Origin of the sequence: Pseudoalteromonas sp. APC 3250, assembly GCF_030407915.1 — a bacterium.
Classification (GTDB): Bacteria; Pseudomonadota; Gammaproteobacteria; order Enterobacterales; family Alteromonadaceae; genus Pseudoalteromonas; species Pseudoalteromonas tetraodonis.
Map to the genome: position 1 here is coordinate 88,106 of NZ_JASDCM010000004.1, position 26,965 is coordinate 115,070.

Sequence of the window (26,965 nt, forward strand, 5' to 3'; positions counted from 1 at the left end):
TAAAAAATAATAGCGGGATTCTACGTAAGCTATTGATGAAGGGCAAGCCAAATAGCGTGAGAATTTGGCCTTTAAAGGGGCTTATGCCCCTGTTAATTATTGTGCATTTATAGTTAGCGTAATACCACTTGCATTGCGATAGCCTTTAACATCTATATGCCATATACCTGCCTGGGGTGCAGAAATAGTGCAACTTTCTGTGTTGCCGTTTTTATATGGCCTACACACAAATTGTGTATTTAAAGATGGCGCACCGAAATTTAAATACAAATCAGCATCGCCGCTTCCGCCTGAAATAGCAACGTTTAGGGAGGCATAACCCGCGGCTAAACGTTGTTCAAAACGCTGCCAATCACCTGTATTTACGCTAATGTTATCTTCTACGCGATTGATTGGCTCTAAAGCGCCTGCTGGCTCAAAACTGCCTGTCAAAGAAACATTATTAATTGCGCTGTATGCCTCAACCATGACATAGTAAGTGCCTTCATTACTGGTTGGAATGTCGCAACGCTCATTACTTGTGGCAGAGGTACTTTTACAGTCGTAATCAGTTAACGTGGGCGCCTGATTATATTTAACGTATAAATCGGCATCGCCATTATCACCTGAGGTTTCAAAGCTTAAGTTTTGCGCTCCTTTTGGTACATTCAATGTATAGATAAGCTGCTCTTTAGCAGTGGCATTGATACCAGAAATTGGTTCACCATTGACTAACTCATTATTATTTGGCGGAGTGACATCACCGGCATTTTTTGCCAATTCTGCAACAAAGCTAACGGCTAAGTTAGCAAATTTAATTGCATGATCAGCGTCAAAATTACTGTCGTTTTGTGTATGTATCAGTGGGTTAATGTCATTCATTTTTGATTCGAAAGGCATAGAGGCCGCAAACCCTTGTTGATACCACGAAGCATGATCGGAGCAACCATACCCACATTGATCAAAGCCATAACTAATTTGTGGTAAGTAGGTGTCTATCAGCTGGGCTAAAAACTGGTTTTGAGCATTGGTGGTGTAATCCGTCATCATAATAATATCTTCGATACTGCCGTTATTACCAGTCATATCAAATTGCACCATGCCAACTACATTCTTACCCAGCGAACGATAGCTACTGGCTATAGCTTTAGACCCTTTTAACCCCACCTCCTCTGCTGCAAACGCCATTATTTGAATAGTTTTTTGCGGTTTATAATTTGTATCAACAATTGCTCTTAACGCTTCCGTTAACACTGCAATACCCGATGCATTATCATCCGCGCCAGGAGAGCGCCCTTGTGCTGGATTTGCTTGGTTAATCGAGTCTAAATGCCCCCCAATAATAACAATTTCATCTGCATTTTCAGCACCTGCAATGGTTACAATCACTGATGATTGCGCCCAGCTATGCTGATAACTCTCAATGGTTATATCACTTCGAACGCTGGCAATTTGTTGCCAATAACTTTGCAGCCACTGTGAGGCATCAACGCCGGTTTGCGAAGTATAATAACGATTATTAAAACTAGTGAGTGAATTTACAGTGCTTTGTAAATTAATTGGGCTTTGTGCACTAATTAAACTTTGTACTGTTTGCGCATTATCAATTGAATAATTAAAGGCTGATGTAGCTTGGCTATTTTGAACAACAGCTAATTGTTTTGCGTAATCATTCGCTTCTTCGAACGAACTATGCGCAACAAACCCACCACAACGGTTATAGTTCTGGTGCATAAACTCACTTAAATTGTTTACTGCGTCACGCGGTACACTGAGTAAATCAACGTCAGGTAAAATACTTGATTTTCTATGCGCAAATTGCATTTTTTGCAAAAATGTACCTTGTTCATGTTGATAATGCTGGGCTGCAGTTGAGTCAATGGTGACCCAAATATTGTCTGGATTTTCATTTGCTAAGCAATTAAAACTTAAGGTTAAAGTAGTAATAACTGCTAACTGTTTAAAGTAGTTCATAAATATTCCTTATCTTGTCACTTTTATTTTAAGCATTAAAAAAGGGGCAAAGCCCCTTTTGATATGTATGCCTAATTAGCCGTTACGTTGAGTGTTACGCCGCTTGCTAAGCTGTAACCTCTTAAATCAATGTACCAAGTACCTGCTTGTGGGTTATCAAATGTACATTCTTCATTATTACCATTTTTGTAGGGTCTACATAAGTATGAAGACGTACTTGAAGGCGAGCCAAAGTTTACATAAAGATCAGCATCACCATTACCACCGGCAATACTAATATTTAAAGTGCTATACCCTTCTGATAAATCTTGAGTAAAGCGGCTCCAGTTATTAGTAGTCACATTAATATTAGACTCAGTTCTATTAATTGGCGTCACACCACCATTCCCATCAGAGTAGCTTCCCGTTAGCGATACACCAGATATCGCACTCCATGCTTCAACCATTACATGGTAAGTTCCTGCTTGTGCATTACTTATGTTGCAGCTTTCTGTACTGGTAGATGTTGTGCTATTGCAATCATAGTTATTTAAGCTTGGTCTACTAGCAAATTTAACATATAGGTCTGCATCACCTGAGCCACCCATTGTATTAAATTGAAGATTTGTTGCGCCGTCAGGGACTTCCAAAGTAAAGAATAGTTGCTCTTTTTCTGCGCCGCTAATACCCGTACGGGTTACTCCATTGGTTAACACTTCATCGTCAGTCGGTGGTGGTGGTGTAGCACAATCACTACCTGAACTAAGATTTGAATTAACACCTACCGCAGCCAAAGCGGCTTTTACATCATTAGGGTCATAATTTAAATCACAGGCTGCATCCATCACACCGTTACCGGCTAAATCCCAGCCTACACCCGCACTCCAATATAGTTGGTTAGCACGTGCCATTACGATAAAGGCTTTTTGCGTATCCCAACCCGGCGTAGTTGCTAAATTATAAAATGCCTTGTTATAAACACCTGAACTATAATGCACGTCCATACCTGAATAATAGTTACTTTGGTTATCTATAGAACGGCCATCTTGGGTAGGGTTATTCATGTAACGCAGTGCACCATTACCTTTAAAAATATCCTTTCCAACTAGCCAATCGTTGCTGCCTTTCATATAAAATTCAGCGGCTTCACCAGCCATATCCGAAAATGCTTCGTTTAATCCGCCTGGTTTACCATTGTAAATCAAGCCTGAATTTTGCTCAGTAAAGCCATGGCTGACTTCATGCGCAGAAACATCTAAACTCACCAACGGGTAGAATGTATTTTGCCCATCACCAAAGGTCATTGCGCTGCCATCCCAAAACGCATTTTCATAGTTACTTGAGTAATGAACCCGCATTTGTAACTGAAAACTCAAAGGCGCAGTCCCTAACCAATCGTTATACATATTAAAAATAACGTTACCAAAAAAATGAGCATCGTTTAGCGGTGAATAAGCACCGTTAATTTCTTTAAACGTATTTTCAGGACATGTAAATGAATACGCAGAAGAGCCACTTGTTCCGCCATTTAAATTAATAGTGCGAACATTTGCGTTATTCATGCTACAAGTATTACCTGATTGACTAACATCTAGGCTGTCAAAATCAGTTCCATATAAATACTTGCCTGTTTTTAGATTGCCCCCGGGGCCTGTTGCATTGGCATGTTGCAGGTTATCGTAACTAAGCAAGACCTCACCGGTATTAGCATCAATGATCAGGTATGGCCTTGATGGTGACTTGCCATAAGTAACATAAGACACTTCATAAACTAAATGCGCCTTATTTTGATCGTCAACCCAGATAGCAAGTCTGGATTGCTCATTATGTTTTTTTAAGCCTACTGATTTTGCAGCTATACCCGTTTTAGACCCTTTTAAAATCGCATCTTTTTTTGTCAATTTAGCCGATACATCAGATAAATCTTCATCAATATTATAAACAGCTGCACCATGGGCTTTTTTAAGCAACCCATTATTAAATGTTAAGCTGACCGTATCACCAATGACAGGAATGCCCTGGTACGTTTGTTGATAGCGGCGGGTTACTTCTCCGTTATTGCTAGTAAATTCTTTTAATACAACTAATTCGTTCCCTACACTCAACCCAATCAACTGATTTGGACTTACTGATAACAAGGAAGCAGAGTTTGATTGCACCATATTATTAATTGTCGGTTGTTGATTTAGGTATTTCTTATTCGCAGCTACTGCATTTGTTGCTTGAACCAAAGTTAAAGCAGCAAAAGTTGCTATTGTGATTTTAGATAAATTCACGTTTACGCTCCGTTAAAGTTTAAGTTTTTAATGTATTTGTATTAATCGGCACACCTTGTACCCGATTAAGGATCAGAGTAGATCACAAACTTAAATAACGAAAATTAAACATTTGATTTACAATTAAAGTATTAGCTCGAAAATTAATCTATTATTTTACAATGATTTAAAAACTACTGTTTTAACTAATGAAGGCCAGAAATAACATTTCGTATACATATATTTACATAAAACAGCCCAGAGAAAGTATTAGATTTTAAAATCACACGCTTTATTGTTAATCACTAATCGACTGCTCAATGAGCATGTAGTTGCTAAGAAAAATACTTTACCTGTTGAGCTTTAAAAGAGGGGTAATCTATTTTAAATGGGTAGGGAGTAGTTTTAAAAACACGCAGTTCATAGCCATGCACCACTATTTGCTATGTTTAAACAAATTTGCTTTTATTGAGGGCGATTTTAACTTGAGGCAATAACGGTATCGCCAATCACTTGTACTAAGCCCATGTATCTAAATGGGGTTTGTCGTCATCTTCTTCAGCGGTTTTATTGCGCGATTTATTTTCGTCAAACGCCAGCTTATGTTGCTTTTCTACTTCTCTTTTTTTACGCTCTTCTAACTCGACTTTTTTGGCACTGGCACTTTGTTGAACCCCAGCAATATGAAAAGCCCCTTTAGATTCAAGCGTTAAACGCGTAATAGGCCCTAAATAAGGGATCATTATATCCATGCGTGCCTCCATTGAATTGAATGTAATTTAATCACTATAAAACTGTTGATAAATAAAGCAAACCTTTAGTTATTATCGACAGTTATAAGGTATTCTTTAATTTAAGAAAATTTTTCTTGCCATGCTATTGGTTTATGTGTTTTTATAAATGCGAAATTTATTAAACAAACAGCAGCTAAGCGTTAACATAATAACGAATAGCTAAACAGGATAAAAAATGCGCAACACTCTGACAGCAGTACATCACCACCATCATTCATCGGAATAACCTGTCAGGTCTTTCGCTGAGAGGTTGTTCCTAAAAGGAAACCTCTGGCGAATCAACATACCAAGATTCATTTTCGCCCTGAGGTTTCCCTCGGGGTTTTTAGTTTTTAAATTAAAGGAAAATGAGTAATGAATAATAGTAATCGTCTTCGTATCGCCATCCAAAAAGGCGGCCGCCTATCTAAAGATTGTCAAGATCTGCTTAAGCAACTGGGTGTAAAACTCAACCTTCGCGAGCAGCGCCTTATAGCACACTCAACCAACATGCCAATTGACGTTTTACGTGTACGCGATGACGATATCCCAGGTTTAGTTATGGACGGTGTATGTGACTTAGGTATTGTTGGCGAAAACGTTTTAGTTGAAGTACAAGCAGAAAGAGAGCGCCAAGGCGTTCCAAGCGAAGTAACTAAATTATCAAAATTAGATTTTGGTTACTGTCGTCTTGCACTTGCATGGCCACAAGAACTAGGTAAGCAAGACAAAAGCTGGTTTGAAGGCAAACGTATTGCAACCACCTACCCTGAAATTTTAAGCCAATATTTAAAACGTGAAGGCATCAACGCCAGCACTGTTATGCTCACAGGCTCTGTTGAAGTGGCGCCGCGTGCTGGTCTTGCTGATGCCATTTGTGATTTGGTCTCAACAGGTGCAACCCTTGAAGCTAATGGCTTAATGCAGGGTGATACGATTTTAGAGTCAAACGCTTGTTTAATTCAAAACACCCAACTGCAAGATGCTGACAAACTCGCGCTTATCAATAAATTGATGCCGCGTTTGCGTGGTGTCAAGCAAGCTAAAGAAAGCAAGTACATCATGCTACACGCACCAAAAGATAAGCTGGATGAAATTTGTGAAATCCTGCCTGGTTCTGGTCAACCTACATTACTTGCACTAGCAGGATCTGACGAATATGTAGCATTGCACATGGTAAGTAGCGAAACGTTATTTTGGGAAACCATGGAGCAGCTTAAAGCCCTCGGCGCGAATTCTATTTTAGTTATGCCAATTGAAAAAATGATGGAGTAACAAGCCATGCTTCGTTGGAATGAGGAATCATCACAAGTTCAAGCAGCGGCGCTGATGCGCCCTGCTGTATCAGCGAGTGAAAAAGTAGAAAGTATTTGCCAAACTATTTTGGCAAAAGTAAATGCACAAGGCGATGCTGCATTACTGGCGTTAGCAAAAGAGTTTGATAACCGAGCTGAGCCGCGTTTACGTGTTCCACTTGATGAAATTAATGCCGCTGAGAAAATGCTAAGCCCTGAGCTTAAGTATGCAATTGATACCGCTTATGCAAATGTAAAATGTTTTCACCAAGCGCAACTGCCTAAAGATATTAAATTATCGACTCAACCAGGCGTTGAATGTGAACTGAAATATCAAGCCATCGAAGCGGTCGGTATTTATGTACCCGGTGGCAGTGCCCCATTGCCATCGTCAGTTATAATGCAAGGTGTATTGGCGCAGTTAAGCGGTGCAAAAACCGTGGTACTCACTACCCCCGTACAAGGCGATAAAGCAATAAATCCTGCTATTTTATATGCTGCTAAATTATGTGGTATCACCACTATTATTGAAAGCGGTGGTGCAGGCGCGATTGCTGCAATGGCCTACGGCACTGAATCAGTACCTAAAGTGAATAAAATTTTTGGCCCAGGTAATAGCTTTGTGACTATGGCAAAGCAGTTAGTTGCACAAACAATTCCAGGAATGGCGATTGATATGCCAGCAGGTCCATCTGAAGTATTAGTGATAGCAGATGAACGAGCAAATCCAGAGTTTATTGCGGCCGATTTACTCTCACAAGCAGAGCATGGCGCCGACTCGCAAGTTATTTTATTGTGTAACAGCGAAACTATTATTAAACAAACGCAAGACGCGCTTACTCGTCAATTAGCTAACTTAAGCCGAAAAGACACCGCTGAACAAGCATTGGCTAATTCGTCACTTATTTTAGTTGATTCAATAGCGCAAGCATTTGATGTATCAGCGCAATATGGGCCAGAGCACTTAATTTTACAGCTGGCAGATGCAACCCCGTACCTTGATGCGGTTAAAAATGCAGGTTCAGTATTTGTTGGCGACTACACACCAGAATCGGCTGGCGATTATGCATCGGGTACTAACCACGTATTACCTACTTACGGTTATAGCGCGACATACTCAAGCTTAAACTTGCTTGATTTTTTCCGCACATACACAGTACAAACTATTAGCAAAAGTGGCTTAACAGAGCTTTCAAAAGCTATTTTACCACTGGCAGACGCAGAAGGCCTTGATGCCCACGCTAATGCGGTTTCAATTCGTTTAGAGGCAATAAACAATGAGCAATGAGAGCGCCCAAGCAACCAGCTTATTACCCGATAATATTAAAGCGCTTGCTGCTTACAGCTCGGCTAAAAGTGAAAAGTTAACAGGCACAACGTGGCTCAATGCCAACGAAAGCCCATATGCTAAAAACCTTGAGCTGAGTATTGAAGATTTAAATCGCTACCCCGACCCTCAGCCACAATTGGTTATTGATCGCTATGCAGCTTATATCGAGCTTAAAAGCGACAATGTCCTTATGACGCGAGGTGCAGACGAAGGCATTGAGCTTTTAGTACGCACGTATTGCCAGCCAGCTAAGGACAGTATTGCGCTGTTTTTGCCTAGCTACGGTATGTATAAAGTCACTGCTGATACGCACAATGTGGCTATTAACGCGCTTACTCAAGAGTTATTATTAACAGCCAATGTTGATGATATTGTCACTGCGGTCGGTAGCTCAAAACTGGTGTTTATTTGTAATCCAAATAACCCAACAGGTAGTTTAACGCCGCTAGATAAAGTAAAAGCCATTGCCACTGCGCTTGCAGGTAAAGCATTGGTGATTGTTGATGAAGCCTATATTGAGTTTTGCCCAGAGCAAAGTGCAACACAACTTATAAACGAGTTTAGTAATATTGTAGTGCTACGTACACTGTCAAAAGCGTTTGCGTTGGCAGGCCTGCGAACCGGGTTTACCCTCGCTCAAGCCAGTGTACTTGCGCCCATTCGTAAAGTCATTGCACCGTATCCGGTATCGAGCGTGGTAGCGAGTATTGCAGCGCAAGCCATTGCCCCTGATGCCATTACCTCTATGCGTCGCCAGGTGAGCATTTTAAACAGCTTAAAATTAAAGCTAATAGAGTGGTTAAACGCCTCCCCTGCTGTATTAAAAATTCTCACTGGTGAAGGCAACTTTGTTACCTTAAAATTAGCCGATACAAACAGCTTTAAAGTTGCCCTTGAACAAGGCTTAGTCATGCGGGCATTTACCTTATACGGTGAAGACGACTGGCTACGCATTTCAATTGGTAGCGAACAAGAATTAGAACAAGTAAAAATTTGGCTCGATGGTTTAACCACCCCAACAGCCCTATCACAACAGGAAGTATCATGAGTAATCCCTATTTATTTATAGACCGTGACGGCACCATTATTGAAGAGCCAATCACCGACAAACAGGTAGATAGCCTTGAAAAGTTGGCTTTTTTACCTGGTGTTATTCCGGCATTATTACAACTACAAGCCGCTGGTTATCGCCTAGTTATGGTATCTAATCAAGATGGTTTAGGCACTGACAGTTTCCCTACTGCGGATTTTGACATAGCCCAAGACAAAATGATGGACATACTCAACAGCCAAGGGATTAACTTTGAAGATGTACTCATTTGCCCACACTTTGATGAACAAAACTGCGATTGCCGTAAGCCAAAAACAGGCTTACTGACCGAGCTTATGCGCTCTGGCAACGTAGATTTAGCGCGCTCTTTTGTAATTGGCGACCGCCAAACAGATATTGGCCTTGCGCAAAACTTATGTTGTGAAGGTATTTTATATGATGGTAGCTGGCCTGCTATTGTTACTAAGCTTACAACGGCAAACCGTGAAGGCCGTGTTACACGCAACACTAAAGAAACACAAATTGATGTAGCGGTTAATCTTGATCAAACTAAAAACGGTAGCATAGACACCGGCCTTGGCTTTTTTGATCACATGCTGGATCAAATACGCACCCACGCAAACATTGGCTTAAACATTAAAGCCAAAGGCGATTTACACATAGACGAGCATCACCTTGTTGAAGACATCGGTATTGCCTTAGGGGTTGCTCTTAAACAAGCGCTGGGCACAAAATCACAAATCGCCCGTTATGGTTTTGCCTTGCCTATGGATGAATGTAAAGCCGAGGCACAAATTGATTTATCGGGTCGAGCATCATTTGTATTAAATGCCAACTTTAGTCGTGAAAAAGCCGGTGATTTAGACGTACAAATGGTTGAACACTTTTTCAAAAGCTTAAGTGATAACGCTGCAATTAGCCTTATTTTGTCGGTAAGTGATGGTAACTGTCATCACCAAGTAGAGGGCTTATTTAAAGCATTTTCTCGTGCTCTGCGTATGGCAATTGCACAAGATACTAGTCAACAAACAGCCAGCTCTAAGGGGTGTTTATGATAGCGATAATTAATACCGGCTGTGCCAATATCAACTCGGTACGCTTTGCATTTGAGCGTTTAGGCAAAACGCCTACCGTTATTACCTCACCTGAACAATTAGCAGGCTATGAGCGCGCTATATTACCTGGTGTTGGCCATGCCTCTGTGGCTATGAAGCGCCTAGTCGATAATGGCTGGCAGCAAGCTATTAACGAGTATCAACGCCCACTAATGGGTATTTGTTTAGGGATGCAATTGCTGTGCGAGAGCACCGAAGAAGGCAACGTGCAATGCTTAGGTAAAATACCAGGCGAAGTAAAAGCACTGGATGTAGGTAGTTTAACGTCACCGCATATGGGGTGGAATAATTTATCTATTCAACAAGCGCACCCACTAACCAAAGGGCTGCATAAAGACGATCAGGTTTATTATGTGCACAGCTTTGCGCATACCGTTAACGATGCCACTTTAGTCAGTAGTGAATACGGGCAAACTTTTTCAGCCATTGTCGCTAAAGATAATTATGCCGGTATGCAATTTCACCCAGAGCGAAGTGCTAAAGTAGGCACTCGTTTATTACAAAATTTTCTAGATTGGCAGTTATAAGCGACTGTTCATAAATAATAAAAGAGATACACAGTGATTATTCCAGCATTAGACGTATTACAAAATCAAATTGTACGTTTGTATCAAGGTAAATATGATACCGCACAGTTTTACCCCTTTGAACTTGGCGCTCGCCTAAAAGAATACGCTGACAGCGGCGCGGGTAAACTGCACCTAGTTGATTTAGAAGGCGCACGCGATCCAAGTAAAAAGCAGTGGCAACATATTCAAGCAGCCACAAAAGCACTGGATGTACCCTACCAAGTGGGTGGTGGTATTCGTTCAGAGCAAGATGTGAGCGATTGGATAAAAGCCGGAGCAAATCAAGTGGTTATTGGTTCAATGGCAGTTGAAAAGCGTGAACAGGTTAAAGCTTGGATTGAACAATTTGGCGCTGAGCACTTTGTGATTGCCCTTGATGTTAATAAAACAGAGTCCGGCTGGGCGCCAGCAACCCATGGTTGGTTAAATGAATCTGAGTTTGGGCTATTTGAACTTATTGATTTTTATGTAGAGCTGGGCATTATTGATTTTTTATGTACGGACATCAGTAAAGACGGCACCATGACCGGCCCCTCTTTTGCGCTTTATGAAGATTTAATTAATCATAATGCAGATATTAAAGTACAAGCGTCGGGTGGGGTAAGTTCGTTAGATGATATTAAAAAGCTAAATGAACTTGGTGTTGGCGGCGTGATTTTAGGCAAGTCTTTATTAGATGGTGCTTTTAGCGTAGAAGACGCGCTTAAATTAAGCTAAAAATATAGCTCTAAAAAAGGCACAGGTGCGAGCGCATCTGTGCCTTTTTTGTATAAAACTATCAGTTTATTTATGCTTACCAGGTAACATAGAGCCTAATACGCCATCTTGCTTTATTAAACCATGATAAAGCGCGGCACTAACATGCATAAAAATAAACAATAAAAATGCGTAAGCAATTAAACCATGTGCTTCACGGAAAAAAGCATATAGTTCAATATCTTTACTAACTAAGCTAGGCAAAGTAAATAAATCAAAAAAGCCCACATGACGGCCATCAGCGCTTTGCATTAACCAACCAGAAATCGGCATTAAAATCATAGATGCATATAAACCCACTTGGGTTAAATGCGCGGCTAATGCTTGAGCCTTAGGAACACTCGGTGGTAATGCAGGACTGGTGGTGACGACTTTATTGATTAATCTAATAGCAACTAACACCAACGCTAAAATACCAAATGACTTATGCAGCGCAATGGCCTCTATTTGCCAAACCGCTAAACTTTGTACCATCGACAAACCAAGAAATAACATAGAAAGTATGATTAACGCCATCGCCCAGTGAATAAGCATACTCGACGCCGAGTATTTATTAATTGTTTTCATTCGATATTTCCTGTTATTAATTATTTAAAAGTACTTCTTTAGCACGACGACGAAATGACTCAGCATAAGCCGCGCCACGGGCACGTAATATAGGATCGGCGCTTGGCTCTATCCCTGTAGGAAGTACCAAGGGATCAAAGTTCATATCAGCACACACGCCTCCTTCTTGCGCCTGAAGGCTTGAGATAACTAATGTGCCTGCGTTAATTGTTTTGCGTGATTGTGGCCATAAAACAGTTGGGTTGTTTTCATCATCTTCAGCGGTTGCAAAGCTAAACAGCATGTCGAATTTAACAGGGGCTTGAGCAACTTGATCTTTAAGTTGTAGCTGCAATGCATCGGCTGAATCATTATTAAGTGGTTGAATGTTTTCATCGCTTAATTGTGGTTTAGCTATCCAACGTACGGCGTGCTTTTCATTATTTTCATCAACCAAATAAAAGGCATTAATACTATGGTATTGCTCAGTGGCAAAACTGCTAGTTGGTTTATAACTTGCTTTCCAGTTATTAAATGCGGCACTTTCAGGGTGTGCGGCAAAAAAGGCTTTAATTTTTTCAGGACTGCGTTTTTTAGTTACCGGATCAGGGGATAGCGCTTGTAACTGTTTAAAGAACGCATCTGGCGTCGCTACAGCCATAACTGGAGGCGTGTTCATTGCTACGCGCCATTCTTGGTTATCATCGGTTGTTATAGAAAACGCTAAACTACGCACCGGTGCTTTTAAATCAGGTGCGGTTGGATTATTGCCCGCAATAGAAAAACGGCCAATAAAAGGAGTGGCGCCTAAATCAAATACCTTGGCTTGCGAATATTTAGCAAGCTCACCGGTAGACTCAAACGACCCCGCTAAACAAATACCTTTTGCATGGGCTCGACGAAAACCCGCATGGGCTTGATCACCTTGTTGTAAATTAACAAAACGCTGCGCAGTAACCGCATCGCTGTTAAAAGCGCCGGTAAAATATAAAATCGTCAGTGCAAATAAAGTGATTATTGCAATTAAGGTGATTTTTTTACTCATGGTAGGATTAGACCTCGTATGATTATTTTCATGATGATTATGTTTGGAATTTTTCATAGTTTTAATTACGTCTTTAAATTAATGGCTAACCATTACTGAGATATGCTTTAGATCGGATAGCTTTTATTTAGTTATACCGACACGACACTCACAAGACCGACCCCAAGCAATTAATATTTCAATTTAATTAATAAAAACCGCACTTTAAGTATTTTAAATTCCAAAAATATAATCTTTATGAGCTGCGCTTTAAAAAAGCCGATTGTTAATTATACTAATGTTGATACAAAGCAAGCATTAGGGTACTGATTTATTACGTTCTACAAAATCACACAAATTAAAACAAAACCGTACAGCAATAATAAACTGTTGAAATTAAAATATTATTTATTACTCACTCGTTATCTACTGCTTTTTTCAAGTAGTAAGTAGTTATAGCTTAATAAACAGCAGTACAGGTAAATTCGAAAATAAACACATTTACGCATTTTATAATTTTAAACCACACAAAAATGCCAACGATTAACACCGCACTTTTTATTTAAGGTAAGCAAGATGATCAATAAACCATGTTTTACTAAATTTAATTTTATTAGTATTGCGCTACTGTTGTTAGCCGGTTGTTCAGATAGCGAAGTCAGCACTCAAAAGCAAAACAAGCCACGCCCTGTTAAGTTAATAACCATTGATGATGGCTCTCAATCAAAAACACTCACCTATCCTGCCACTATAGATACAATAAACAGTTCAAAACTGGCCTTTCAGGTCAGTGGTAAACTTGAAAAGCTCAACGTTATTGCTGCGCAAAATGTAAAAAAAGGAGACGTAATAGCCGCATTAAAGCAACGAAACTTTGTTAATGAGGTTAAGTCGAGCAAAATACAGTTTGAAACGGCCAACAATGATTATCAACGTGGTTTAAAGCTTGCAAAAGACGGTGTTATTTCACAGCGAGATATAGAGCAACTAAAATCTAAAAAAGAAGTGGCCGAATCACAGTATGACTCAGCGCAAAAGGCATTATCTGACAGTAAAATCATAGCGCCTTACGATGCCATTGTTGCAGAAGTTCCGGTAAAGCAGCTTGAAAACATCAGTGCTGGGCAACATGTAGTTACCCTATTTGGTAAAGGTGAAATGGAAGCGGTTGTAAATATTCCCGCGTCTATTGTGGCTACGGTAGATTCTAAACAAAACAATGTAGCCTCAGTAATTTTACAAGACGTATCGGCTGCGCCTATCCCTGCGACATTTAGACGTGCGAATTTAGAAGCCGACTCAGCCAGTCAAACCTATGAAGTACGCTTTTCGTTTGCTGTACCTAATAACCTTAATATATTACCTGGCATGAATGCCAGCCTAAAAATAGAACGTAAAACAAGTTCAAACGCAACACGACTGGCTGTCCCTACCTTTGCTATTTTTGAAGAAAGCGGCCAGCATTTCGTATGGACTGTTGACCAAAAAACAATGCAAGTATCAAAAACACTCGTTGCTATTGAGCAAGGTATTGGCGAACAACTGATTATTACTGAGGGCTTAAAAGCAGGTGATGTGATTGTAGGTGCAGGTGCAAACTATGTGACTGAGGGTATGAAAGTACGTCCTTGGACTAAAGCATAGGAGCGCAGTCATGGATTTAGCAAAGTGGACAATAAATAATAAATTAATTAGCACTATACTCATCATTTTAACGCTTGGCTTTGGTTTTTCGTCATACAAAAACATGGCTCGGTTTGAAGATCCCGAATTTATAATTCGCACCGCGCAAGTATTTGTTTCTTATTCAGGCGCGAGCCCGCTTGAGGTTGCTAAAGAAGTAACCGAGCCGCTTGAGCGTGCCATTCAAGAACTACAAGAAGTCGATACTATATCGTCGACCTCATCTACAGGGTTATCTGAAATTAAAGTAGAAATTAAATCAGAATTTTCGCCAACCAAATCTGAGCTACAAGTTATTTGGACTAAACTCAGAAACAAAATTAACGATACTCGCCCAACACTTCCTCCTGGTACAGGGACCCCAAAAGTGTTTGATGATTATGGCGATGTATATGGTTTGAGTTATTTAATTACTGCCGAAGGTTACTCCCCCGATGAACTGCATGCCTATGCTAAAACGCTACAAAGTGACATTTTACAAGTAGACGGTGTAGCGAAAGTTGCCATGACGGGCGTACAACAAGAGGGGATATTTGTAGAAATTGCTCGAGAAGAGTTAGCCTCTTTAGGTGTATCTATCAATAACATTTACGGTATTTTGGATGAACAAAACGCCGTATTGAGTGCAGGTAATACCCAAATTGGCGATCAACGTATTTTTATTGACCCCACCGGCGAATTAAACTCCGTTGATACCATTAAAAACCTACTGGTAAGTGCCAGCGCTAAAGGTAAAACAATTTACCTAAAAGATATTGCCAATGTATACCGCGGTTTTCAAAGCCCAGCAACCAAGTTAGTGCGCTACAACTCTAAGCCTGCCATATCCCTGGGGGTTGCCAGTGTATTAGGCGCTAATGTGGTAAAAGTGTTTGACCGCGTTGATGATAAAGTAAAGCAAACTGAAAACCTCAGACCACTTGGCATCAGCGTGCTTGAGTTTTACCACCAAGGAAAAGTGGTACAAGACTCAGTCGATAACTTTGTGGTTAATGTATTAGTGGCGCTGGTGATTGTCATGGTCACGCTACTGCTATTTATGGGGTTGCGCTCTGGGATTATTATTGGCGCCGTGTTACTGCTAACTATTTTTGCGACCCTTGCTACCATGGACTTTAGCGGTATACCCATGCACCGTATTTCCTTAGGTGCGCTTATTATTGCCCTCGGTATGATGGTTGATAATGCGATTGTGGTGACAGAAGGAATTTTGGTAGGCACACAACAAGGGCGTAAAAAGTTAGACATTGCCAGTGAAGTTGTAAAACAAACTAAATGGCCACTACTTGGCGGCACATTAGTCGGCATTGTTGCCTTTGCACCTATTGGCCTCGCACCGGGCGATACAGCTGAATTTACCGGCCATTTATTTTGGGTTATTTTAATCTCTTTGTTATACAGCTGGTTATTTGCCATTACCCTAACTCCCCTGTTTTGTTATTGCTTATTTAAAGAACAAGATACCGATACCTCTGGTTCAGCAAAACCTAATAAACTCATGGCGTTGTATCAATCGGTTGTGGTGTCGGCACTTCATCATCGCTGGTTAACGGTTACTGTAGTGGTTGCCATGTTTAGTGTGTCTATGTGGGGTTTTCAATTTGTAAAATCAGGGTTTTTCCCAGCTTCCACCACGCCGCAAATGGTGGTTGATTTTTGGTTACCACAAGGCACCGATATTGAAAAAACCAAAAAAGACATGCTCAAACTTGAAGCGTTTGTAAAACAACAAAACGGCGTTGAAGGCATACAAACTCTTATTGGCGGTGGCGGATTACGTTACATGCTTATTTATGGCAGCGAATCACCCAACAGTTCTTACGGGCAAATTTTAGCTAAAGTCGATGACTATAAAAAACTAGATCAACTCTTACCTAGGGTACAAAACTACATCGATAATAACTTTGTGGATGCGCAAGGCAAAGTATGGCGCTTTGTAATGGGCCCAGGTGGTGGCTCTAAAATAGAAGCCACATTTAAAGGCCCCGATCCGAGTGTATTAAGAGAGCTGGCAGCAAAAGCAAAAGCCATATTAATTGATGATGGCGGTGCGTTATCAATTAAAGACACCTGGCGACAACGCATTAGTGTTATTGAGCCACAGTACTCAGCCATTAATGCACAGCGCGCAGGTGTAACGCGCAAAGCTGTTGCTGAAGCACTGCAACAAAACTTTTCAGGGCAAGTGGTTGGGCAGTATCGTGAAGGCGAAGAGCTCATTCCTATTATCGTCAGAGCGCCACAAAAAGAACGCGTAGACATAAACGACATTGGTAACATTCAAGTGCAAAGCAATATCACCGGTGAAACACTGCCTCTTGCTCAAGTCACCAATGGCTTTAAAACCGTATGGCGCGACGGCATATTAAAACGTGAAGACCGTGAATGGACCATAAAAGCCCAAGCCGATCCACTGCCAGGGGAGCTTGCTTCTGAGTTATTTAATAGAGTAAAACCAAAAATAGAAGCCATTGAACTACCACAAGGCTACCGCCTAGAATGGGATGGCGAATATGGTCAATCGAAAGAGTCTAACGAAATGCTGGCCTCAACTATTCCACTGGGTTTTTTAGCCATGGTACTCATTGTTATTGTGTTATTTAACGCATTAAAACAACCTATTATTATTTGGCTTGTGGTGCCATTAGCCTTAATTGGTGTTGTTTTTGGGCTGGTTACTACACAAATCCCATTAGAGTTTATGGGTATATTAGGATTACTGTCGCTCTCTGGTTTATTGATTAAAAATGCCATTGTATTAGTGGATCAGATGGATATGGAAATACGCCAAGGAAAACCACGCTATGAGGCCATTATCGATTCGGCAAATAGTCGGGTAAGACCAGTAATGATGGGCACACTCACCACCGTACTAGGGGTAATACCACTATACTTTGATGCGTTTTTCCAATCGATGTCAGTGGTACTGGTGTTTGGGTTACTGTTTGCCACCCTACTGACTTTAATTGTGATCCCCGTACTCTACGCGATATTTATGAACGTAAAAACAGATGAACATATACATAGTTAATTGTTGATCACACTGAATCTTGGTCAAATGTTATGAACACTTTGATCAAGATTCACCCTACTTTAGTCAAAAATTACAGAATAAACGCACAACCATAATGGCAATAAACGCACTTTCTAATTATTATATTAATATCAAACAGCAGTATTTTTAAATTAACGATAACAATTCTACTGTCCGCCCTATATTAAATTTAGTCGCTTTTGTTATTCAATAATAATTGGCTCGGAAACTTTATATGCCATTACAACGCTTACTTATTCTTTTTATATCACTGGCGTTAAGTGAAGCCACTATTATGATGTTATTGGCATCATTTGTTACGAAATATACAGGCATCTGGTTTTCTGTAATATTAGATGCCAGCCTTATCTCATTCATTGCTATTATTACTATTCACTACTTATTTAATGATAGTGACTTTGTAAAAAACCAACAATCGAGAACCGAATTCCTAACATTTAAAATAGCTATGATCGTTTTTACGATTGAGGCTTTAGTTATGTTTGCCTTTAATTTTGACGAATTTGTTTTACAGCAATGGCAAGTCATAGCAATTGATAGCTTAATACTCAGTAGTCTGAGTGTGCCTATAATTTACTTTTCCATTATTAAACCTGCCTTCTTGCCCTTACAAGAGCAAAATTCGCAAAAGCTAAACACAACCATATTTACTAGCCTACTGACCTATTTTTGCTCTGCAATTATTTTATATATTGCCTTGTATATGTTTTACGAAAACCAAATACAAACGCGTATAGGTTCTGTTATTCAAAAAGAGAAAAATGAGTTAAAACAAGCTAAATATTCGTTTTTACAACAACTTAATCATGCATCTCGTGATCTGTTAATTCTTAAAAATAATCACCACTTTAAGGAACAGCGTTTTTTTAGTAATGAAAACAAAACACTATTAGAACAGGACTATTTTAATTTTATCACCATAAAAAATTATTACACCCAAATAAGAATTCTTAGCTTAAAAGGCCAAGAGTTAATAAGGGTGCAAAGAGAAAATAACAGTACCGTTATCGTACCTCCAGACAAGCTTCAAGATAAAAGCGATCGATACTACTATAAACGCGGGATAAAGCTCAGCCCTGATGATATTTTTATATCTCCATTAGATTTAAATATTGAAAATGGTCAAATTGAAAGGCCATTAAAACCAATGATCCGTTTAGGCTCAGTGCTAGTTGACAAAAACAATGAAAAGATTGGCTTACTTATAATAAATCTCGGAGGTGTGCATTTACTTAGTCAATTAGAAAATATTTCTAAAAGCTCACTAGGTGACATTATGCTCTTTAATGAAGAAAGTTACTGGTTATTTGGTGATGTACAAAAACAATGGGCTTTTATGTTTGCCAATAAACCCCAGCAACGTTTTCAAGATATCCATCCAGATATATGGCAAGCGATGGAAACTAAAACAAATGGGATCATTGAAAAGGATAACAACATTTATATTTTTGAACACATGACCTTACTAGATCAAGTACCAACACTTGATAATCCGAGAAATAGCAACGGGAAATGGCCCAAATGGAAGTTAGTAAATAAGGTCCCTCTATCACTGATTGAAAACGAATTTAGTAGTTTAAAAAAATTGATTGTTTTGCTCTATCTAGGTGTAATGTTATTAATGATATTTGTTATTTACACCTTTGCTAATCACACTATCGCCAGACGAGAATACGAGGCCAAAGTAGAAAGTTATGCGTTTGTAGATAGCTTAACAGGACTTTATAACCGTAGGATATTTTTAGATAAGCTTGATAAAGAACTAAATAAAGCCCAGTTCAATGAGTCACCATTAGTCCTCATGTATTTAGATTTAGATTACTTCAAGCCAATAAATGATGAGTTAGGCCATGGTGCAGGCGATGAAGCACTTAAAGAAGTTGCAACGCGCATAAAAAGCTGTTTACGTAAGCACGATATTATTGCTCGAATAGGTGGAGATGAATTTGCAGCAATTTTGCCACAGTTAAATGATAAAGACGTGATCTCTGAGATAGCACAAAGAATCATTACAAATATTAGCAAACCATTTATTTTATTTGACCAAAAACGCACGCTCGGAATAAGTATAGGAATTACCATCACAAACGGAAAAGCTCATACTAGCTTAGAAGTAAAAACACACGCAGACCAAGCACTTTACGAGGCTAAAAATTCCGGTCGAAACTGCTATCGGTTTTCTAAAGAAACACGCTAATTTTTAGTATTTTATGAATTTAGTCTACGGTTTCAAGATTGCGCGTTTTTCCGGAATGAATTATCACTTTTAGTTCTAGCTTTTACCATTAACATAGCGCAAGTTTTATTATATAGTGGAGCCAAGAATTCATTGCATAGTAATGCATTTAGATTCATTCATTAAATTAACTATTCATTTTTATTAAAAATATAACATATCAAGTGCAGTCTATGTGTTTTCTAATGAGTTATACCAATAACAAACGTAATAATAACCATATTACAATCCAGAATTTTAAAAACGAGGTAAGCGCATGTTATCAAAACGCATAATTCCTTGTTTAGACGTAAAAGACGGCCAAGTCGTTAAAGGCGTTAAATTTAAGGGCCATGAGGTAGTCGGCGATGTTTTAACACTTGCTAAAGCCTACAGTGAAGCCGGTGCCGACGAACTGGTATTTTACGAGATCAGTGCAAGCGTTGAAAAACGATTACTCGATGTAAATTGGGTAGAAAATATTGCCCGCCATATCGATATTCCATTTTGTGTAGCGGGTGGCATTAAATCGGTAGCCGATGCAGCGCGCGTGCTTGAACGCGGCGCTGACAAAATCAGCATTAACAGCCCTGCCATTGCCCGTCCTGAGCTTATAAAAGAGTTACACGATGAGTTTGGCAAGCAGTGTGTGGTTGTCGGTATTGATAGCTTTTACGATGAAACGACCGGTGAATACTTAGTGTATCAGCTTACAGGCGATCCTAATGCCTCAAGCCGTACTCGTTATAAAACCCAAGAGTGGGTTCAGCGGGTACAAGACTTAGGCGCTGGCGAAATTGTTTTAAACTGTATGAACCAAGATGGCGTTCGTAATGGTTACGACAACGAGCAACTAAGCAAAATACGCGAGCTATGCGACATTCCTTTAATCGCCTCAGGGGGCGCAGGCACAATGCAAGATTTTGTTGATGTATTTAAACAAAGCAAAGTAGATGGTGCACTCGCAGCCAGCGTTTTTCATAAAAACGTGATTAACATTGGCGAACTAAAACAATTTTTAATAGATAACCAAGTGGCAGCCAGATTATGCTAGTAACGCAAGAAAACCTAACTCAAGTTGATTTCGCAAAAAGCGAGATGATCCCTGCCATTGTTCAAGATGCACGCTCTGGCGTTATTTTAATGCAAGGTTTTATGAATAGCGAAGCGCTTGCTGTCACGCTTGAAAGTAATAAGGTGACTTTTTATTCGCGTTCTAAATCGCGTTTATGGACCAAAGGCGAGTCATCAGAAAACTACTTAAACGTGGTCTCTGTGCATACAGATTGCGACTACGATTCAATTTTAGTATTGGCAAACCCAGAAGGGCCAACGTGCCATTTAGGCACGCAAAGCTGTTTTGGCGATGCTGCAAAACCAAGCTTAAGCTTTTTAGCGCAACTTGAAGATGTGATTGTTGCACGTAAAAACGACGATCCAGCTAAAAGCTACACCGCGTCTTTATTTGCTGAAGACTTAAGCCGCAGCTGCCAAAAAGTAGGTGAAGAAGGCGTTGAAGTGGCGCTTGCGGCAATGAAACACGACAACAATGAGCTTACTAACGAATCGGCTGACTTGTTGTATCACTTAATTGTGTTACTACAGCGTCAAGGCTTAGAGCTCACCGATGTAGTTGCTTGCCTACAAGGGCGTCATAAGTAAAACAGCCTGTTACTGTGTGCGCCATTTTGTGGCGCACTCAGTATGTTAAAACCATAAATTCACTTTAAATTACACCTTGCGAATAGCATTTACTCCCTCCCTTAGGTATTCTTTAACTAGGGTCTGTTGACCTTTGCGGATTAAAATTTGTTCAAACTAGGGGCGGTTTAATCGCGGCGCGAGGTTTGCAACCTAGTGGGCTAAGTCAAAACCGAGCAACAAAGAGTAAATCGCCCCTAGGCAGAACCCGAAGGGCAGCGCCTGTTTGGCATTGATGCTGCGTTATCACCTATTTATGGGGAATAACCACACTACATAGGCTCTGCCTTGCCTAAATACCAAACAGACTGCTGCAAATTCAACCTTGAAAGGTCAATAGACCCTAATGTTCAAGGAATAGCTATTACAAAAGGATAGCGCATTATGAAAACCTATATATCGCTGGTATTAACTGGCCTAATTTTATCTGGCTGTAGCAGTTTAACCACTGAGCAAAAAGCTAAACTAGATAACCTAACTCCCTGCGAAAAAATGGATGGGCTGATTGCCGCCTATGACAATCGCTTTGAAGCGTTAAAAGACACCAAAGTAAAAACACCTTATTTAGATGTGTGGAGCGCAAAGTACAACGTATTTGGCAATAACTGCCAAGTAACCAGCTTTAACAATCAAACCGTGACCTATCGCTGTCAAGAAAACTACAAAGACCAGCAACAAGCCGTTGCCATGCATAAACAAGCCGTTGAGCTCACTCGCCAATGTTTAACAAAAAATAACAACTGGTTAGAAACACAAAAAGAGTCGGAAACCTCTCTGCGCACCACCTTTGTACTTGATGATAAATCGCCGGTTATTTCTGTTTATACCAGCAAAACCTTATCAAAAATTAAAACCTGGTCTACCTCGTTAGAAGTAGGAAAGCCCGTTGCCACTAAATAATAACGAGAGAATGTATGCGCCAAACACCCAGTAAACAATCCACTCATTTAAAAACAGACTGTATCGGTGAATGTTATAGAATGAATGGCTACTGTACTGGGTGCGGGCGCACAAGTGACGAAATATTCGACTGGATTATTTTAACCGATGAGCAAAAGCAAGCTATTTTGGCCTCCCCTCGTGAAGACGCCAAAAAAGACTAGCTTAAATTTATAACCATTAAGGCGCATTACGTTGTGATGGGTCGCGTTTAAAGTCTTTGCTTAATTGCTTAGGGTCTAACGCTTCACGTTGTTTGCTAGCACCTTCTGCCCACCAAATTAATTGATTGAATGTGCGCGAAAAATAGCTATCCCACGATGTTTGCTCTGCCGCATTGTTTGCTTCACCACTTTCAATAAATACATCCTGTGCTTTTGGTACATGGATCATTGCTGATACCGGCAAACAGCCCAGTTCACTTAAAAAGCTGCGCATACCAACAGCAGCGCGCACGCCGCCCCACTGCCCTGCAGAATAGGTCACAATTGCGCTGGGTTTATAGCCAAATAAAGAACTACCAAAATGGTTTAGCAAATTAGCAAGTGCCGGACTCATCGAATGATTATATTCAGGGCTCACCATAACAAAGCCATCGCTGGCTTTAATTTTTGCTGCTAAATCATCAAGTTGTTTAGGTACCTCAGCCTGCGTATAGGCAAAGTGCGGTTTAAACACAGGGTCTAAATCGTAATCGAGCGGATCAATAAGCTCTATTTCATGCTCAGAGTAATGCTCAAGCAAACAACGCTCACATGCTTTCGCTACCCTTTCCCCTAAACGCGCAAGCTTAGGTGGGGTACTTTTTCTAACCGAACCGAGAAAAATTAAAAATTTCATGTATCGGCACTCCTTTTTAATTGCGAAAATAAATACCTCAAAAAAGTTTGAGGTATTTACTGTACGATTTAGGCCTTATCGAGCGCTTGGCTTACATCGGCAATAATATCGTCAATGTTTTCAATACCCACCGATAAACGAATTAAATCGCGGCTAACGCCAGCATTGGCCAGCTCTTCATCATTTAATTGTCGATGCGTGGTAGATGCTGGGTGGCAAGCCAGCGATTTAGCATCGCCAATATTAACCAAACGTAAAATCATGTTTAGAGCATCAATAAACCGCGTACCGGCTTCAAGGCCACCCGCAATACCAAAACTTAAAATACCTGACGCTTTACCATTGGTAATTTTTTGGCTTATTTCGTTATACGGGCTTGATTTTAATCCCGCATAATTAACCCAAAGCACCTTAGGATGGCTCTCTAAATATTCAGCAATTTTTTGCGCGTTTTCACAGTGACGATCCATTCTAAGCCCTAATGTTTCAAGGCCAATTAAAATGTCTGATGCGTTTTTAGGCGCAAGCGCCGCACCGGTATTTCTAAGTGGTACAACGCGGCAACGCCCAATAAATGCCGCTTCAGCAAAAGCATCGGTATACACTACATTATGGTACGACGGATCAGGCTCATTCATCATCGCAAAACGGGTTGCATTGGCTTTCCAGTCAAACTTGCCCGAATCAACAATCATGCCGCCAATCGCGGTTCCATGGCCGTTAATGTATTTAGTGAGTGAGTGCACCACAATATCGGCACCTAACTCAAATGGACGACACAGATACGGCGTAGCCACGGTGTTATCTACAATTAAAGGCACCCCTTTGCTGTGGGCAATTTTCGCAAGGCGAGCGATATCAACTATATTCCCAGCAGGGTTACCAATTGATTCGCAAAAAACTGCACGAGTGTTTTCATCAATGGCGTTTTCAAAACCGTCAAAATCATCGGCTTTAATCATTCGCGCCTCTATACCTTGGCGCGGCAAGCTGTGGGCAAATAAGTTATAAGTACCACCATACACTTGGCTGGTGCTTACAATATTAGTACCCACTTCACATAAACATTGAATCGCATAGGTAATCGCCGCCATACCCGAGGCCACAGCCAGCGCACCAATACCGCCTTCCATCGCGGCAATACGCTGCTCAAGCACCGCATTGGTTGGGTTCATTATGCGGGTATAAATATTACCAGGCACTTTTAAATCAAATAAATCAGCGCCATGCTGCGTATTATCAAAGGTGTACGAAGAGGTGTTATAAATCGGCACCGCCGCCGACTTTGTGGTGGCTTCAGATTCATAACCATGGTGCAACGCTAAAGACTCAAGTTTCATAATTTATTCCTTCAATATAGTTACATCTAACGTAGCATTTAATGGTTACAAAATGCACATGAAATATACTAAAGAATGTTGAAAGAAATAGATTTATCGCTGTATCTAGCTAAATGTTCAAACTACCGTTTGCTCATATATTAAATAAAATGAGCCAAGCGCGCATATTATTCCTCTAAGCGTTGCTTAAATACAATAAAAAACTAGTGATAGTAATATGTTAGGTAATTTGTTAAAACTATATAAAATAGAAAAGTGAGCGCAGCGCTGGTATAAATATGCGCTGTGAGCGCACTATTAAATTGTTATGTTTGAGTCAGATATGGATGCAGATTTAAAGAAAAAAGTTGATGTTGTAGTTGGATTGAGCCGTATTGCAGGCGGTACATTGATTCTTGTTGGTAGTATTTTGGTGTTCGTTTTTGTTCAATCTGCGCTAGATCCAAATGCTGTAATAGAAATTAATGGTGTTCCAACAAATGATCAAACAGATAAAATTATAGCCGCCATTTTTAGTGCTTTATTTCCGATAGCGGGTTTGTTTTTATCTTTTGCGCCAGCCAAACTTCTGGATAACTGGGCAGCAAAACTAATCAGTCGTTTGAGTTAATCTCAAACATAACAAGCGCCTAAACTCCGACAATGTTAAGTTGTCATGGTTTTGGCAAACAACGCAAAAACCCATGCCAACACATTGCGTGTTAGGCGGGCGTTAGGCTTAACTGAGTATTTATGAACAAATTTAATCTAATAGAAAATGCTAGTGATTCTTTAGAGCATGCATTGAGGCACATGGGGCCAATTGAGGAAAAAGGGCTGGGAAATTGGAAGAGGATTATTGTTGACCTTGCTCATGTTGTTGAGCTTTTGTTTAAAGAGAAGCTCAGGCAAATACATCCAGCATTTGTTTTCACAAATATTGATAAATATCCATCTCCGTCTCAACATACTGTAAGTAGTGAACTTGCTTGTAAAAGGTTACAAAAAATTGGCGGTGTCAAGTTCAGCGACGATGATCTAAATGCAATTCAAACTGCTAGGGAAAAACGGAATGAGATAGAGCACTTTGAATTTTCAATATCAGACCAAGAAGCAAAGGCATTAGTTGGGCAGGTTTTACTATTTGTTATTAATTTCTCTGAAGAGCATTTAAGGCTAGACTGGAAGTCCAAGCACTTAAAAGAAAATAGCTTTGCTGTTCTATATAGCTACACAGAGTTCTATAGCAATTATCTTAAGGCAGCTTACGAAAAAATCGAAAAAGAAGAAATTGCTACTATAAAGTGCACTTCCTGCCATAACTTGACCTTCGACATTGACAATGAACTATGCCTGGTCTGTAGCCATAAGGAAGAAGTTTTAGATTGTAAGTCGTGTAAATCTCCATACATATATTCAGCTTGTGAATATGATGAAATGGCTGAATTGTGCCCAGAATGCGAATATAAAGACGGTTATGCGGCAGCGCATCATGAAAAGTATTAAAAGCCTAACAAACGCGTTAATTGAGACTGGTGAAATCACTTTCAACATCCTAGATCTTAGGTCTGTATTCGGTATGCTGGCAGCTCCTTATTGCTTCCTATTGTTTTTAAAAGTAGCGGTAACAGGTCATGCGTCAAAGTCATGGATTCCATGGAAGTAGGGCAAACATAACAAGGGTTTTCAAGACGGACAAATTACAGTTGGCTTTTTGTTCGTTCCTCACTTATTTTAGCCAACAGTAACTTTCCGCTTATTGCGGCGTGATACAAGGCATGACCTTTTGAATATCGTAAAATGGATTAGTGAAAACGAGATAACGCTATTAGTAGAAGAGCAATCTGTTCTAGAGGAATTCGGTGACTATTCGATAAAGTACTATAAGCATCCAAAGGTAGGATCGAGAGTAAGTGACAAGTACTTTTATATTAGGTACAAATCTAACGTTAAGTATTCGTCTGGGCCATATGAATTTCCAGATAATCCTGTACTGGAGAGTTTGTGTACAATACTAAGTAAACTAGATTTTGTATTTTGGGGCACATTTAAAACCGAAATTGCGCCACTACACTTTATGGAAAGTATGCAAAGAAAAAATAAGATAGATAAAAGCTTTCTATACATAGAAGCTGGCGAAGATGTTGTTAAGTCAAGTAAATTAGAAAATGCATAACATGGAAATTTATGAGTCAATGCCCTCGCTGTGAGCATAAAATAGATGTTTTCAGCCTTTATTTATCTGCATTCCCGTTTTACTTTAAATGTGCCAGTTGCAAGACGAGATTGAAACTTATCAGCTCAAAATTATTCTGGGCTATATTTTTATTGTATTCGGCAGTCGTGTTTACATTGATAATGTATATTCCAATTTTTAGCAAATATGGTTTAGGCGTAATTTTAGCCATATTAGGCTGGTTTTTTGTTTACTATAAATCGTCACCTTACATACTCAGCAAAGATAACGTTGCACTATATGGTAGTGACTAGCTAAAAACAGCTTTATTTTATCTCTTCCTCTAAAAGCGCAGCGTCTCCTCGCCCTCTTTGTGCATAAATCACTAAAA

At 40.0% G+C, this 26,965-nt stretch carries 23 protein-coding genes; 16 read left to right on the plus strand and 7 right to left on the minus strand.

The genetic code is table 11. The features are described from left to right. Nucleotides 1-96: 96 nt before the first annotated feature. The 3 genes from QL986_RS05920 to QL986_RS05930 all read right to left on the minus strand — a co-directional run bounded on the left by QL986_RS05920 (nt 97) and on the right by QL986_RS05930 (nt 4,939). The gene (locus QL986_RS05920; protein WP_290191310.1) at nt 97-1,953 is read right to left on the minus strand and encodes a M28 family metallopeptidase; all 1,857 of its coding nucleotides are present in this window, start codon (nt 1,951-1,953) and stop codon (nt 97-99) included. Nucleotides 1,954-2,024: 71 nt separating this feature from the next. Further along, entirely contained in the window at nt 2,025-4,208 is a 2,184-nt protein-coding gene (locus QL986_RS05925) for a pre-peptidase C-terminal domain-containing protein (RefSeq protein ID WP_290191311.1), read from the minus strand. Between the two features lie 497 nt (nt 4,209-4,705). Further along, on the minus strand, nt 4,706-4,939 hold the full coding sequence (locus tag QL986_RS05930; protein ID WP_013463298.1) for a hypothetical protein: 234 nt from the start codon (nt 4,937-4,939) through the stop codon (nt 4,706-4,708). Between the two features lie 396 nt (nt 4,940-5,335). On the opposite strand from QL986_RS05930, the gene hisG reads away from it, so the two are divergent. From hisG to QL986_RS05960, 6 genes are read left to right on the plus strand one after another with little or no spacing between them, the layout of a single operon-like run. Then, nucleotides 5,336-6,235: an ATP phosphoribosyltransferase gene (gene hisG / locus QL986_RS05935; protein ID WP_013463297.1), complete on the plus strand. Its 900-nt coding sequence runs from the start codon at nt 5,336-5,338 to the stop codon at nt 6,233-6,235. A 6-nt stretch (nt 6,236-6,241) separates the two neighbouring features. Next, the gene (hisD, locus tag QL986_RS05940) at nt 6,242-7,543 is read left to right on the plus strand and encodes a histidinol dehydrogenase (RefSeq protein ID WP_090494922.1); all 1,302 of its coding nucleotides are present in this window, start codon (nt 6,242-6,244) and stop codon (nt 7,541-7,543) included. Then, nucleotides 7,533-8,633: a histidinol-phosphate transaminase gene (hisC, locus tag QL986_RS05945; protein ID WP_290191312.1), complete on the plus strand. Its 1,101-nt coding sequence runs from the start codon at nt 7,533-7,535 to the stop codon at nt 8,631-8,633. The genes hisD and hisC overlap by 11 nt, the downstream gene beginning before the upstream one ends. After that, nucleotides 8,630-9,691 carry a bifunctional histidinol-phosphatase/imidazoleglycerol-phosphate dehydratase HisB gene (hisB, locus tag QL986_RS05950; RefSeq protein WP_013463294.1) on the plus strand — a complete coding sequence of 354 codons (1,062 nt, stop codon included), beginning with the start codon at nt 8,630-8,632 and terminating at the stop codon, nt 9,689-9,691. The genes hisC and hisB overlap by 4 nt, the downstream gene beginning before the upstream one ends. Beyond that, nucleotides 9,688-10,278, plus strand: coding sequence for an imidazole glycerol phosphate synthase subunit HisH (hisH, locus tag QL986_RS05955; protein ID WP_290191313.1), 591 nt, complete (start codon nt 9,688-9,690; stop codon nt 10,276-10,278). The genes hisB and hisH overlap by 4 nt, the downstream gene beginning before the upstream one ends. A gap of 33 nt (nt 10,279-10,311) precedes the next feature. Further along, complete coding sequence (locus QL986_RS05960) at nt 10,312-11,037, plus strand: 1-(5-phosphoribosyl)-5-[(5-phosphoribosylamino)methylideneamino] imidazole-4-carboxamide isomerase (protein ID WP_013463292.1); 726 nt, start codon at nt 10,312-10,314, stop codon at nt 11,035-11,037. Nucleotides 11,038-11,103: 66 nt separating this feature from the next. On the opposite strand, the gene QL986_RS05965 is transcribed toward QL986_RS05960, so the two are convergent. Together QL986_RS05965 and QL986_RS05970 are read right to left on the minus strand one after the other, a co-directional pair. Then, nucleotides 11,104-11,643, minus strand: coding sequence for a cytochrome b (locus QL986_RS05965; protein ID WP_013463291.1), 540 nt, complete (start codon nt 11,641-11,643; stop codon nt 11,104-11,106). A 16-nt stretch (nt 11,644-11,659) separates the two neighbouring features. Next, on the minus strand, nt 11,660-12,667 hold the full coding sequence (locus QL986_RS05970) for a catalase family peroxidase (RefSeq protein WP_036954784.1): 1,008 nt from the start codon (nt 12,665-12,667) through the stop codon (nt 11,660-11,662). A 555-nt stretch (nt 12,668-13,222) separates the two neighbouring features. Here QL986_RS05970 and QL986_RS05975 point away from each other — a divergent pair. From QL986_RS05975 to QL986_RS06005, 7 genes are all read left to right on the plus strand, one after another. Next, nucleotides 13,223-14,290: an efflux RND transporter periplasmic adaptor subunit gene (locus QL986_RS05975; protein ID WP_290191314.1), complete on the plus strand. Its 1,068-nt coding sequence runs from the start codon at nt 13,223-13,225 to the stop codon at nt 14,288-14,290. A 10-nt stretch (nt 14,291-14,300) separates the two neighbouring features. Then, complete coding sequence (locus QL986_RS05980; RefSeq protein WP_290191315.1) at nt 14,301-17,360, plus strand: efflux RND transporter permease subunit; 3,060 nt, start codon at nt 14,301-14,303, stop codon at nt 17,358-17,360. A 238-nt stretch (nt 17,361-17,598) separates the two neighbouring features. Beyond that, a complete protein-coding gene (locus QL986_RS05985) occupies nt 17,599-19,581 on the plus strand; it encodes a GGDEF domain-containing protein (protein WP_290191316.1) in 1,983 nt (660 codons plus the stop codon). A gap of 295 nt (nt 19,582-19,876) precedes the next feature. Next, nucleotides 19,877-20,653, plus strand: a complete 777-nt coding sequence (gene hisF / locus QL986_RS05990) for an imidazole glycerol phosphate synthase subunit HisF (protein WP_033103129.1) — start codon at nt 19,877-19,879, stop codon at nt 20,651-20,653. Next, entirely contained in the window at nt 20,647-21,261 is a 615-nt protein-coding gene (gene hisIE / locus QL986_RS05995) for a bifunctional phosphoribosyl-AMP cyclohydrolase/phosphoribosyl-ATP diphosphatase HisIE (protein ID WP_290191317.1), read from the plus strand. The genes hisF and hisIE overlap by 7 nt, the downstream gene beginning before the upstream one ends. A 423-nt stretch (nt 21,262-21,684) precedes the next feature. Continuing rightward, a complete protein-coding gene (locus QL986_RS06000; protein ID WP_290191318.1) occupies nt 21,685-22,200 on the plus strand; it encodes a hypothetical protein in 516 nt (171 codons plus the stop codon). 14 nt (nt 22,201-22,214) lie between these two features. Continuing rightward, complete coding sequence (locus QL986_RS06005) at nt 22,215-22,403, plus strand: DUF1289 domain-containing protein (protein ID WP_075170194.1); 189 nt, start codon at nt 22,215-22,217, stop codon at nt 22,401-22,403. A gap of 16 nt (nt 22,404-22,419) precedes the next feature. On the opposite strand, the gene QL986_RS06010 is transcribed toward QL986_RS06005, so the two are convergent. Together QL986_RS06010 and QL986_RS06015 are read right to left on the minus strand one after the other, a co-directional pair. Further along, entirely contained in the window at nt 22,420-23,079 is a 660-nt protein-coding gene (locus tag QL986_RS06010; protein ID WP_290191319.1) for an NAD(P)H-dependent oxidoreductase, read from the minus strand. Nucleotides 23,080-23,147: 68 nt separating this feature from the next. Further along, complete coding sequence (locus tag QL986_RS06015; RefSeq protein ID WP_013463280.1) at nt 23,148-24,419, minus strand: aminotransferase class I/II-fold pyridoxal phosphate-dependent enzyme; 1,272 nt, start codon at nt 24,417-24,419, stop codon at nt 23,148-23,150. 322 nt (nt 24,420-24,741) lie between these two features. On the opposite strand from QL986_RS06015, the gene QL986_RS06020 reads away from it, so the two are divergent. The 3 genes from QL986_RS06020 (at nt 24,742) to QL986_RS06030 (ending at nt 26,574) form a co-directional block, all read left to right on the plus strand. Then, nucleotides 24,742-25,029 carry a hypothetical protein gene (locus QL986_RS06020; RefSeq protein WP_290191320.1) on the plus strand — a complete coding sequence of 96 codons (288 nt, stop codon included), beginning with the start codon at nt 24,742-24,744 and terminating at the stop codon, nt 25,027-25,029. 122 nt (nt 25,030-25,151) lie between these two features. After that, entirely contained in the window at nt 25,152-25,904 is a 753-nt protein-coding gene (locus QL986_RS06025) for a hypothetical protein (protein ID WP_290191321.1), read from the plus strand. A 280-nt stretch (nt 25,905-26,184) separates the two neighbouring features. Beyond that, a complete protein-coding gene (locus QL986_RS06030; protein WP_290191322.1) occupies nt 26,185-26,574 on the plus strand; it encodes a hypothetical protein in 390 nt (129 codons plus the stop codon). Nucleotides 26,575-26,965 lie beyond the last annotated feature (391 nt).

Coding starts and splice junctions, on each gene's coding strand:
- QL986_RS05965 (WP_013463291.1), bottom strand. CDS start 11,643: ATGAAAACAATTAATAAATACTCGGCGTCGAGTATGCTTATTCACTGG.
- QL986_RS05975 (WP_290191314.1), top strand. CDS start 13,223: ATGATCAATAAACCATGTTTTACTAAATTTAATTTTATTAGTATTGCG.
- QL986_RS06005 (WP_075170194.1), top strand. CDS start 22,215: ATGCGCCAAACACCCAGTAAACAATCCACTCATTTAAAAACAGACTGT.
- hisH (WP_290191313.1), top strand. CDS start 9,688: ATGATAGCGATAATTAATACCGGCTGTGCCAATATCAACTCGGTACGC.
- hisC (WP_290191312.1), top strand. CDS start 7,533: ATGAGCAATGAGAGCGCCCAAGCAACCAGCTTATTACCCGATAATATT.
- hisG (WP_013463297.1), top strand. CDS start 5,336: ATGAATAATAGTAATCGTCTTCGTATCGCCATCCAAAAAGGCGGCCGC.
- QL986_RS06015 (WP_013463280.1), bottom strand. CDS start 24,419: ATGAAACTTGAGTCTTTAGCGTTGCACCATGGTTATGAATCTGAAGCC.
- QL986_RS05970 (WP_036954784.1), bottom strand. CDS start 12,667: ATGAGTAAAAAAATCACCTTAATTGCAATAATCACTTTATTTGCACTG.
- QL986_RS05930 (WP_013463298.1), bottom strand. CDS start 4,939: ATGGATATAATGATCCCTTATTTAGGGCCTATTACGCGTTTAACGCTT.
- hisD (WP_090494922.1), top strand. CDS start 6,242: ATGCTTCGTTGGAATGAGGAATCATCACAAGTTCAAGCAGCGGCGCTG.
- QL986_RS05920 (WP_290191310.1), bottom strand. CDS start 1,953: ATGAACTACTTTAAACAGTTAGCAGTTATTACTACTTTAACCTTAAGT.
- hisB (WP_013463294.1), top strand. CDS start 8,630: ATGAGTAATCCCTATTTATTTATAGACCGTGACGGCACCATTATTGAA.
- QL986_RS06010 (WP_290191319.1), bottom strand. CDS start 23,079: ATGAAATTTTTAATTTTTCTCGGTTCGGTTAGAAAAAGTACCCCACCT.
- QL986_RS05980 (WP_290191315.1), top strand. CDS start 14,301: ATGGATTTAGCAAAGTGGACAATAAATAATAAATTAATTAGCACTATA.
- hisF (WP_033103129.1), top strand. CDS start 19,877: ATGTTATCAAAACGCATAATTCCTTGTTTAGACGTAAAAGACGGCCAA.
- QL986_RS06020 (WP_290191320.1), top strand. CDS start 24,742: ATGGATGCAGATTTAAAGAAAAAAGTTGATGTTGTAGTTGGATTGAGC.
- QL986_RS06000 (WP_290191318.1), top strand. CDS start 21,685: ATGAAAACCTATATATCGCTGGTATTAACTGGCCTAATTTTATCTGGC.
- QL986_RS05985 (WP_290191316.1), top strand. CDS start 17,599: ATGCCATTACAACGCTTACTTATTCTTTTTATATCACTGGCGTTAAGT.
- hisIE (WP_290191317.1), top strand. CDS start 20,647: ATGCTAGTAACGCAAGAAAACCTAACTCAAGTTGATTTCGCAAAAAGC.
- QL986_RS06025 (WP_290191321.1), top strand. CDS start 25,152: ATGAACAAATTTAATCTAATAGAAAATGCTAGTGATTCTTTAGAGCAT.